General features: G+C 48.1%; 6 protein-coding genes, 1 tRNA gene and 3 pseudogenes. 6 read left to right on the plus strand and 4 right to left on the minus strand.

Translation table 11 applies throughout. The annotated features are described in order from the left end of the window. Positions 1–4: 4 nt before the first annotated feature. Entirely contained in the window at positions 5–1,357 is a 1,353-nt protein-coding gene (gene murA / locus RIG27_RS23440) for a UDP-N-acetylglucosamine 1-carboxyvinyltransferase (protein ID WP_446349186.1), read from the minus strand. 239 nt (positions 1,358–1,596) lie between these two features. On the opposite strand from murA, the gene RIG27_RS23445 reads away from it, so the two are divergent. Both RIG27_RS23445 and RIG27_RS23450 read left to right on the plus strand, forming a co-directional pair. Then, positions 1,597–1,680 (plus strand) — tRNA-Leu (locus tag RIG27_RS23445). Positions 1,681–1,724: 44 nt separating this feature from the next. After that, positions 1,725–2,522 (plus strand): TrmH family RNA methyltransferase, encoded by a 798-nt coding sequence (locus RIG27_RS23450; protein ID WP_446349188.1) that lies wholly within the window; start codon positions 1,725–1,727, stop codon positions 2,520–2,522. A gap of 186 nt (positions 2,523–2,708) precedes the next feature. On the opposite strand, the gene RIG27_RS23455 is transcribed toward RIG27_RS23450, so the two are convergent. The 3 genes and pseudogenes from RIG27_RS23455 to RIG27_RS23465 form a co-directional block, all read right to left on the minus strand. Next, a complete protein-coding gene (locus RIG27_RS23455) occupies positions 2,709–2,981 on the minus strand; it encodes a hypothetical protein (RefSeq protein WP_446339992.1) in 273 nt (90 codons plus the stop codon). Between the two features lie 26 nt (positions 2,982–3,007). Next, positions 3,008–3,421 (minus strand): annotated as a pseudogene (locus tag RIG27_RS23460) (hypothetical protein); the annotation flags it as partial. 90 nt (positions 3,422–3,511) lie between these two features. Further along, positions 3,512–3,601 (minus strand): annotated as a pseudogene (locus tag RIG27_RS23465) (RRXRR domain-containing protein); the annotation flags it as partial. 808 nt (positions 3,602–4,409) lie between these two features. On the opposite strand from RIG27_RS23465, the gene lpdA reads away from it, so the two are divergent. From lpdA to iscB, 4 genes and pseudogenes are all read left to right on the plus strand, one after another. Continuing rightward, a complete protein-coding gene (lpdA, locus tag RIG27_RS23470; RefSeq protein WP_446349190.1) occupies positions 4,410–5,843 on the plus strand; it encodes a dihydrolipoyl dehydrogenase in 1,434 nt (477 codons plus the stop codon). 136 nt (positions 5,844–5,979) lie between these two features. After that, positions 5,980–6,882, plus strand: coding sequence for an indole-3-glycerol phosphate synthase TrpC (trpC, locus tag RIG27_RS23475; RefSeq protein ID WP_446349192.1), 903 nt, complete (start codon positions 5,980–5,982; stop codon positions 6,880–6,882). Positions 6,883–7,003: 121 nt separating this feature from the next. Next, entirely contained in the window at positions 7,004–7,285 is a 282-nt protein-coding gene (locus RIG27_RS23480) for a DUF5340 domain-containing protein (protein ID WP_446339998.1), read from the plus strand. 344 nt (positions 7,286–7,629) lie between these two features. Further along, positions 7,630–8,591, plus strand: a pseudogene (iscB, locus tag RIG27_RS23485) (RNA-guided endonuclease IscB); the annotation flags it as partial. Between the last annotated feature and the right edge of the window lie 273 nt (positions 8,592–8,864).

An 8,864-nucleotide genomic window follows, 5' to 3' on the forward strand; every position in this document is an offset into this window, starting at 1 on the left:
CCAGTCAGGAATTAAGGGGACTGTGAGTCACCGAGGGGGCTTTTATCGGAGAGTTATCCGATACCCGTTGTAATCGTGCGCCAAGTTTCTGTAACTTCGCCTCTAGCTTCTCATACCCTCGGTCTAAATGATGCAGTCCCTGAATTGTGGTTTTACCATCGGCGGCTAAGGCGGCTAATATCAGCGCAGCGGACGCTCGTAAGTCAGTGGCAACCACAGGGGCTCCTGATAACAAAGGGACACCGCGCACGATCGCATTATTGCCCTTAATCCGAATATCTGCCCCCATGCGATTCAGTTCAGGAACATGTCCTAAACGATTTTCAAACACGGTTTCGGTAATCACACTATCCCCATCACTCAACGTTAAGAGTGCCATAAAGGGAGCTTGCATATCCGTGGGAAATCCGGGATAGGGCAAGGTTTCAATATCCGTCGCCCGAATAATCCCCGTCGGGATAATCCGCAGACAGTCGGGGGCTTCCTGAATCACTCTCATGCCAATATCTTGGAGTTTCGCGATCGCGGCGGTAATATGATCGGGCACAACCGGGGAAAGGGTGAGTTCTGACTGAGTAATTGCCGCAGCAACTAAAAATGTACCCGTTTCAATGCGATCGGGAATAATCGAGTAGTCTACTGAATGTAAACTGGGAACGCCAGAAATAATAATCGTGTTGGTTCCCGCCCCTCGAATCTTGGCACCCATGGCGTTACAAAAATTTGCCAAATCCACCACTTCTGGCTCTTGGGCAGCATTTTCTAGAGTGGTTTCCCCTGAAGCCAATGTTGCTGCCATCATCAGGGTTTCTGTTGCACCCACACTAGGGTAGTCCAGATAAATTTTTGCCCCCTTTAACCGCCGCCGTCCATTCCCCCTCACATAAGCATGAACCATACCATGCTCAATTTGCACCTCAGCCCCCAGCGCTTGCAATCCCCTAACATGAAGATCGACAGGTCTAGCGCCAATGGCACAGCCACCCGGTAAAGGAACTTGAGCCGCACCCAATCGTGCCAACAGAGAACCAATCACAAAGAAACTGGCTCGAAGCTGATTCACAATCTCGTAGGGTGCTTTTGACTGCTTCAAATGACGAGCATTGATATCCAAGATATCTCCTTGGCGTTCTAGCTTTACACCCAAAGCCGCCAGCACATCACCCATCCGCCCGATATCTACCAGAGAAGGCACATTACGCAGTCGGCAATCTTCAGGACACAGCAGCGCCCCTGCCATAATTGCCAATGCTGAGTTCTTCGCGCCACTAATGGTGACATGTCCTTTTAGGGACGATCTGCCCCAAATCTCTAGAACGGATGGGTTTGGCTTGGGTACAGAGCCAGTATCGGTCAAATTAAGAGAGTGGTTGATAGGTCTATCCTCCAGAATCGGTGAAATCTTGGCATATTTTAAAATTTGGTTTTGATTCTACCTGAAAGAGGGCAAATGTCTAGATTTGCTCCCTAAAATAGTGAATCGACCAGCCTTGAATTGTACCTTGTCCGATGCTGAAAATCCGAAAAAAAAAATAGTTGACAAATGTGTCAGGATTGTTGCATGATTGAAAACTGCATGGAAAATTAAAAAAAGACGCGGAACTGGCGGAATTGGTAGACGCGCTAGATTCAGGTTCTAGTGTTCGCAAGAACTTCCGGGTTCAAGTCCCGGGTTCCGCATTGGAGAGACGTGCCATGGCGCGTCTCTACATAACATTGAAATAATGCTAACCAGTACCAAAAATCCTCTAGTTAAGGCAATTCGGAAACTACACACAGCCAAAGGACGACGGGAGGAGCGACTTCTGTTGTTAGAGGGAACTCACCTGTTAGCAGAAGCCTGTGCGGTCAATTATCCCTTAGTCACGCTTTGTTGTACACCCGATTGGCAGCAGAGTCATCCCCAACTTTGGCAAGACGCTACCCCTCACTGTCAGCGTGTAGAACTTGTTAGCGCCTCGGTTCTCAAAGCCATGGCGACAACAGTTCAGCCAGATGGCGTAGTGGTAACGGCAATGTCTTCATTCCTCGCCCCGCCTCAGATTCCCTGTTCCCTCGGTTTAGTGTTAGAGACGCTGCAAGATCCAGGAAATTTGGGTACGATCATTCGTACCGCAACCGCAGCTGGTGTGGATGGTTTATGGTTAAGTCCAGACAGTGTAGACTTAGAGAATCCTAAAGTCTTGCGAGCTTCAGCCGGTCAATGGTTTCGTCTGCCCATGAGTGCCAATGCTAATCTGAGTCAGGTAGTTAGGCAAAGTCAGGCTCAAGGGGTACAAGTTGTAGCAACTCTACCTCAGGCAACGTTGAGTTACTGGGAAATAGATTGGCACTGTCCTACCCTGATTCTACTGGGCAATGAGGCGGCGGGATTGCGCCCTGAGTTAGCGACACTTGCTGATCAATCGGTGCAAATTCCCCTCGGTCAGGATGTAGAATCTTTAAATGTAGCGATCGCGGCAGCTTTAATCGTGTATGAAGCACTGCGCCAACGGGTTGGGGGAACAGGCAATAGGCAATAGGCTATAGGCAATAGGCTATAGGCAATGGGCTATAGGCAATAGGCTATAGAAATTTTGTCCCTCATCTCCTCCATCTTCCCCGGCTTCCCCAGCTTCCCCGGCTTCCCCAGCTTCCCCAGCTTCCCCGGCTTCCCCAGCTTCCCCAGCTTCCCCGGCTTCCCCGGCTTCCCCAGCTTCCCCTGCACTCTATTCCTCCTCCATTGGTTCAGTGTCGCCAAAAAATGCATCCAGATCAGCCGCCGCTTCTTCGAGAAGATCTAGATCAAAAACGTCATCGTCTGACTGAGCAGATTTTGATTGAGGAGTTTTTGATTGAGGAGTAGGGGATTTCAATGAAGAAGGACGAGATTTCGACTGGGGAGGAGGAGATGTATGACCCAAGAGATTCTCAAGTTGCTCAAGTGACTCTACAAACGCTCTAGCTGCTTCATTTCGATGATTTTGCTGAGGTTCGCACATAATAGTTTATCCCCTAAAGCTAGTGTTTATTGAGAGTGAACGCTACTCATCGTATTCGCGTGAGACTCCACCCTCAGCAGATCCTTCGCCGGCTCAGGAGGGTGGAGAGGGATAGCGGTCAAATCGACCCTTTCAATAAGGGGAGATTTGACAATCCAGGTGAAGGCACGACATTTCGACTTCGCTTGGCGGCGAACGATTAACCCCGTGCTTCGCTGCAACAACTGGACTTTTTTGACAGTAAACTGCCCTAGTCGTTTCCAGTTAACATCACTAACTGAAACTTGTTTCTCTGTGTCTCCAGAACACCAACCGATGTAAGTCTTTCCGGCTTTTTCGGCTATAACCTTGTCACCTTTGCTGAAGCCATGGCGGGTAACTGTGCCGCCATATTTGCGCCGTTTACCGCCCTTAGATGGAACACATAGGTGTAACTGTCTACTTCGCTCGGTGTTGACCCTGAGCGAAGCCGAAGGGTCAAAAGTTAACTGAATGGCAAAGCATTCCAAGTCGTTATGTACAACCTTGGCTTTACCGTCTCTTAGCCAACGCCTAGCGCGGCTAGGTAAGGAAGGCATTAACGGCTTGCCTGATTTCGATAGAACTGGTACTCGTAACATGGGTGATAAACCTCACGAGTAAAGTGTTTGCATTGAGCGACTTGTACCGAGCGACAGTTCGACAAGCTCACTGACCGTCGAGGTAAGTCGAAATGTAGTCCCTTCCCGCCATCTCAACTAGGATGTCTTGACTTAACCACAACCCGACAAAAGGTTTTAGAGGGTATCCGAACTAGGGAGGCATTCGGAGGTCTGTGCCAAGTTGAGACTCAGTGCGGTATTCAATGGTTTAAATCGCAATTTGTCTTGCAATCCCCACGCTCTACGTTAGTAGCGTGGGGTTGTTGAATAGCCTATACTCGGAAAAACAACACCCTTACCGTTTCATTCTATGGTATAGTTTTTTAGTTTTAGGTGGACACAATTAATGTGAACGGTGAAGAACGTCATTCGTCATTCGTCATACTCGCGCAAGCGAGAAGCAAGCTACGTCATTCGTCCTTTGTAAGGGTTTGAGGCTTGTTCACAAAACTTAGTAGATCTGCTGTTTTCTTTTGTCCGACTACTTAGATTAGGAGGAAGAATTGCTCTACTGAGTCAGATAGCAGTATGCGATAAAATCTCCGCTTTTTCGGAAAATACTATTTACTCAAAAAATAGTTCTTGTATAGTCAAAGAGGCAAAAAATTATATCGAAGCAATTAAACCACAATCTAAGAAATCTCCGTGACCTATCCAATTTAACAAACGCACAACCCTTAAAGAAACCACCGCCTTAGCTAGATCAGGCAAAATTTTTCAGCAAAAGCTTGCGATGAGTCAGGGGTCAAGTTGAAAATAAGGAGGCAATTGCGTCAGGGAAATGGATGTGAGTCAAGAATTTGATTACGATTTAGTGATTATCGGTGCTGGCGTCGGTGGACATGGCGCAGCTTTACATGCAGTAAGTTGCGGCTTGAAAACCGCAATCATTGAAGCATCGGAGATGGGCGGGACTTGTGTGAATCGCGGTTGTATCCCGTCAAAAGCCCTATTAGCCGCATCGGGTCGAGTGCGCGAGTTACACAATACCCATCATCTGAAATCCCTGGGAATTCAGGTGAGTGGCGTAGAATTTGATAGAGGCGCGATCGCAAACCATGCCAATACCTTGGTCAGTAAAATTCGTGGCGATCTCACCAACAGCCTCAAACGCTTAAAGGTGGATATCATTCCCGGTTGGGGTCGAGTGGCGGGATCACAAAAGGTAACAGTGACGACAGACGAGGGTGAAAAAACATTCACCGCCAAAGACATTATCCTCTGTACAGGTTCCGTTCCCTTCGTCCCCCCCGGTATTGAACTTGATGGGAAAACCGTCTTCACCAGCGACGATGCCCTAAAGCTGGAATGGTTACCCCCATGGGTGGCAATTATTGGCAGTGGTTATATCGGGTTAGAGTTTGCTGATATCTATACCGCCCTAGGGTCAGAAATCACCATGATTGAAGCCCTGGATCAGTTAATGCCCACCTTTGACCCCGATATCGCCAAACTAGCTAGCCGGGTGCTGATTTCTCCCCGTGATATGGAAACCTATTCCGGCACTCTGGCACAAAAAGTGACTCCGGGTTCACCCGTGGTGATTGAACTAGCAGATGCTAAAACCAAGGAAGTCGTTGATGTCCTAGAAGTTGATGCCTGCTTAGTCGCCACTGGACGGATTCCGGTAAGTAAAGATTTAGGCTTAGAATCTGTAGGCGTGGAAACAGATCGCCGAGGCTTCATCCCCATCAATGATCAAATGGCAGTGTTATCCGGTGACGAAGCCGTTCCCCACCTCTGGGCAATTGGTGACGCTACCGGGAAACTCATGCTGGCACATGCAGCATCAGCTCAAGGAGTTGTCGCCGTGGAAAATATTTGTGGGCGTCATCGTACCATTGACTATCGCAGCATCCCCGCCGCCGCCTTTACCCATCCAGAGATTAGTTATGTGGGACTAACTGAACCCGCCGCCAAGGAACTCGCTGAACAAGAAGGGTTTGAAGTTGCCTCAGTGAGGACCTATTTTAAAGGAAACTCCAAAGCGATCGCGGAAGGAGAGGCGGATGGGATTGCCAAAGTTATCTATCGTAAAGATAACGGTGAAATCTTAGGGGTTCACATTTTCGGCATCCACGCCTCTGATTTAATTCACGAAGCCTCAAACGCGATCGCCCAGCGACAGTCCGTGAATACTCTGGTATATCTAGTTCACGCTCATCCCACTTTGTCAGAAGTCCTTGACGAAGCCTACAAGCGAGCCGTTGCCAGTCATTAGACAAGGCAGGAGGCAGAAGGCAACACCTCGACTTACCTCGACTTCGCTCGGTAACACGCTCGGTGTGGAATATGCAATAGAGTTTTTTTGACCAATGACCAATGACCAATGACCAATGACGAAGGACAAATGACCAATGACAAATGACCAAAAACAAATTCGCCGCCGTCCACCTAATCCGGCGGTTGACCTGAATATCTTACGCTATCAAGTCGTTCTCCCAGACGCCCAGCCGCGCCATATTCTGGAAGAAATTGTCTGGCATAAAGAAAAAGAAGTTGACCAGATGCGGGAACGGCTGAACTTAGCTCAACTGCGGAAACAGATCGAGTCAGCCCCCCCAGCGCGTGACTTTAAAGCGGCGTTATTAGCGGCAAAGACTCGTCCCGCCTTAATTGCTGAAGTCAAAAAGGCATCACCGAGTAAAGGCGTGATTCGGGAAGCATTTGACCCAGTTGCCATTGCCCGTGCTTACGAACTTGGGGGTGCGAGTGCCATATCTGTGCTGACGGATAAAAAGTTCTTCCAAGGGAGTTGGGACAATCTCAGCTATGTCAGGGAAACTGTAAATTTGCCAATTCTGTGTAAAGAGTTCATCATTTATCCTTATCAACTCTACCTGGCTCGGAGTCGTGGCGCTGATGCGGTGTTGCTGATTGCGGCTATTTTGTCGGATCAAGACCTACGGTATTTTGTCAAAATTGCCAATGGGTTATCCATGACCCCTTTGATCGAAGTGCATACTCTGGATGAATTAGACCGCGTGTTATCGGTAGATGGGGTTACCCTAGTAGGTATAAACAATCGTAACTTGACAGATTTCTCGGTTGATTTGCAAACAACCTGCCAACTTCTGGCAGCACGAAGTCAGCAGCTTGAAGAACGCGGTATTCTGGTTGTCAGTGAGTCAGGACTGCATAAACGTGCTGATTTAGAGCAGGTCGCATCGGCGGGGGCTACAGCCGTACTGATCGGTGAATCATTGGTCAAACAGCCTGATCCAGCCCTAGCCATTACCAATCTGTTACCAAGTTCGTGAGTTTTCTGTCGTCAATTGTCCTTGCCTGTAGCCACGAATGCTACAAGAGGTCAGATCATCCGATACGCTTATTCAACTGAAGCGCGATCGCGAATTCGTCTTTTGAGGTAAACCCGGTTTCATGGAGCCAATACCCCTTCCGTCTTATATTCACTACGAACTGCTACTACAGATGCTAGAGCGTCATACTGCCTTTGCCACGAATCAAAACCCCATGATTCGAGAACAGGTGCATCAATTGATTGTTACGCTCCGCAAAGCGTTAGCCCAGCAGAAACAACTCGAACAAACCTGTAATCGGCTCAATTTACCGGTTGAGTACCGTTGGTCACTCAATAGTGTCAAGGTTGAGTCAAAATCATCGGATAATGGTTTTCCCCTAGATTCGGACACCAAAACTTAGTCGTCAGGAACCCCATAGCTGAAGCTAGGGGCTTGCAAATTACCCGATCTTTGAGAGGGAGGGAAGCTTGCCCCACCTGACCAGAAGGCTCACCTCGACTTATCTCGGCTTCGCTCGATACCAGTCGCGGGCGTGAGCGGAGCCGAACCAAGCAGCCGTTATTAGGGAGAGTTTAAGTTCTCACCTTGGAATGCGTGCCAGTTCCAAGCCGCTGAAATCTCAGCATTAAACAGGTATACAAGGGTTAAGCCAGTGTGTTGGGAAAAGTACCGCCTAATAACCACTTCGAGGCGTACAGACGCGCCATGGCGCGTCTCTACCCCGGAAACGGGAGATGAAAACTTATGTTTGTACTTGTTGTCGATCAAAACCGAAAACCTCTTAATCCGTGTCATCCGGCACGGGCGAGGAAGTTTCTCAAGTCTGGAAGAGCGGTTGTGCTACGGCGCTATCCGTTTAAGCTGTCATGCATTTAAATTGGGTATTAGTAGCGAGCAAGATGCTCGCACTACAATGCTTTCGCCATTATTGACATTAAGGTTTAAATGCCGAACAGCTTACTATCATGCTCAAAGATGTCGAGAAAAAACCGAATAGTGTATGTCAAGAATATCGACTCAAGCTAGATCCTGGCAGCAGGACAACGGGCATTTCTATCCTCAAGGACGACAAAATAATTTGGGCAGCCGAATTAAATCATCGCGGTTACTCAATTAAACAGTCCTTAGAGTCTCGCCGTGCATTGAGACGAGGGAGACGAAATCGGTATACCCGTTATCGTCAACCCCGATTCAACAATCGCAAGCGTCCTGATGGTTGGTTGGCTCCTAGTCTCCAACATCGAGTTTTGACGACTTTAACTTGGGTTAATCGATTGAGACGTTTTTGCCCAATTGGTTCCATTTCAATGGAATTGGTTCGCTTTGACACCCAACTAATGCAGAACCCAGAAATATCTGGCACGGAGTATCAGCAGGGCGAATTGGCAGGGTATGAGACCAGAGAGTATCTACTCGAAAAGTGGGGTAGACGTTGTGCCTATTGCGGCAAAGAAGGTGTCCCCCTAGAGGTGGAGCATATTCATCCCAAATCCAAGGGAGGTAGTAACCGAGTTAGCAATCTTACTCTGTCTTGTGTTCAATGCAATCAGAACAAAGGAAACAAGCCTATTGAAGAGTTCCTAAACAGAAAGCCCGATTTACTCGGGTCAGTTTTGTCGGTTGCTAAACGTCCTTTAAAGGACGCGGCGGCTGTCAATTCAACCCGATGGGCGCTGTATCGGGTATGTGGTGAAACGGGTCTACCAGGTGCCACGGTCTTGCACTTTGCACCGATGGGAACTCAATGGTAAAATACAATCTTATAGTATTAGTATCGCTGGTGGTCATCGTCTTATCGATATTGTTGACTTAATTGGTAAGAAATCGGGTATCCAAAAAGCTATGACGACGATAACTTATTGCAAAGGCTTGCCAACTCCCGCCGATGAACTTAACCCCATCGGTTTCACCGACTTGGAGATGTTTTTAACTTCATTGTCCGATATATTCTATCAAGCAACAGTTGAAACCGTTAACCA

This window comes from Coleofasciculus sp. F4-SAH-05, assembly GCF_040222985.1.
Lineage (GTDB): Bacteria > Cyanobacteriota > Cyanobacteriia > Cyanobacteriales > Coleofasciculaceae > Coleofasciculus > Coleofasciculus chthonoplastes.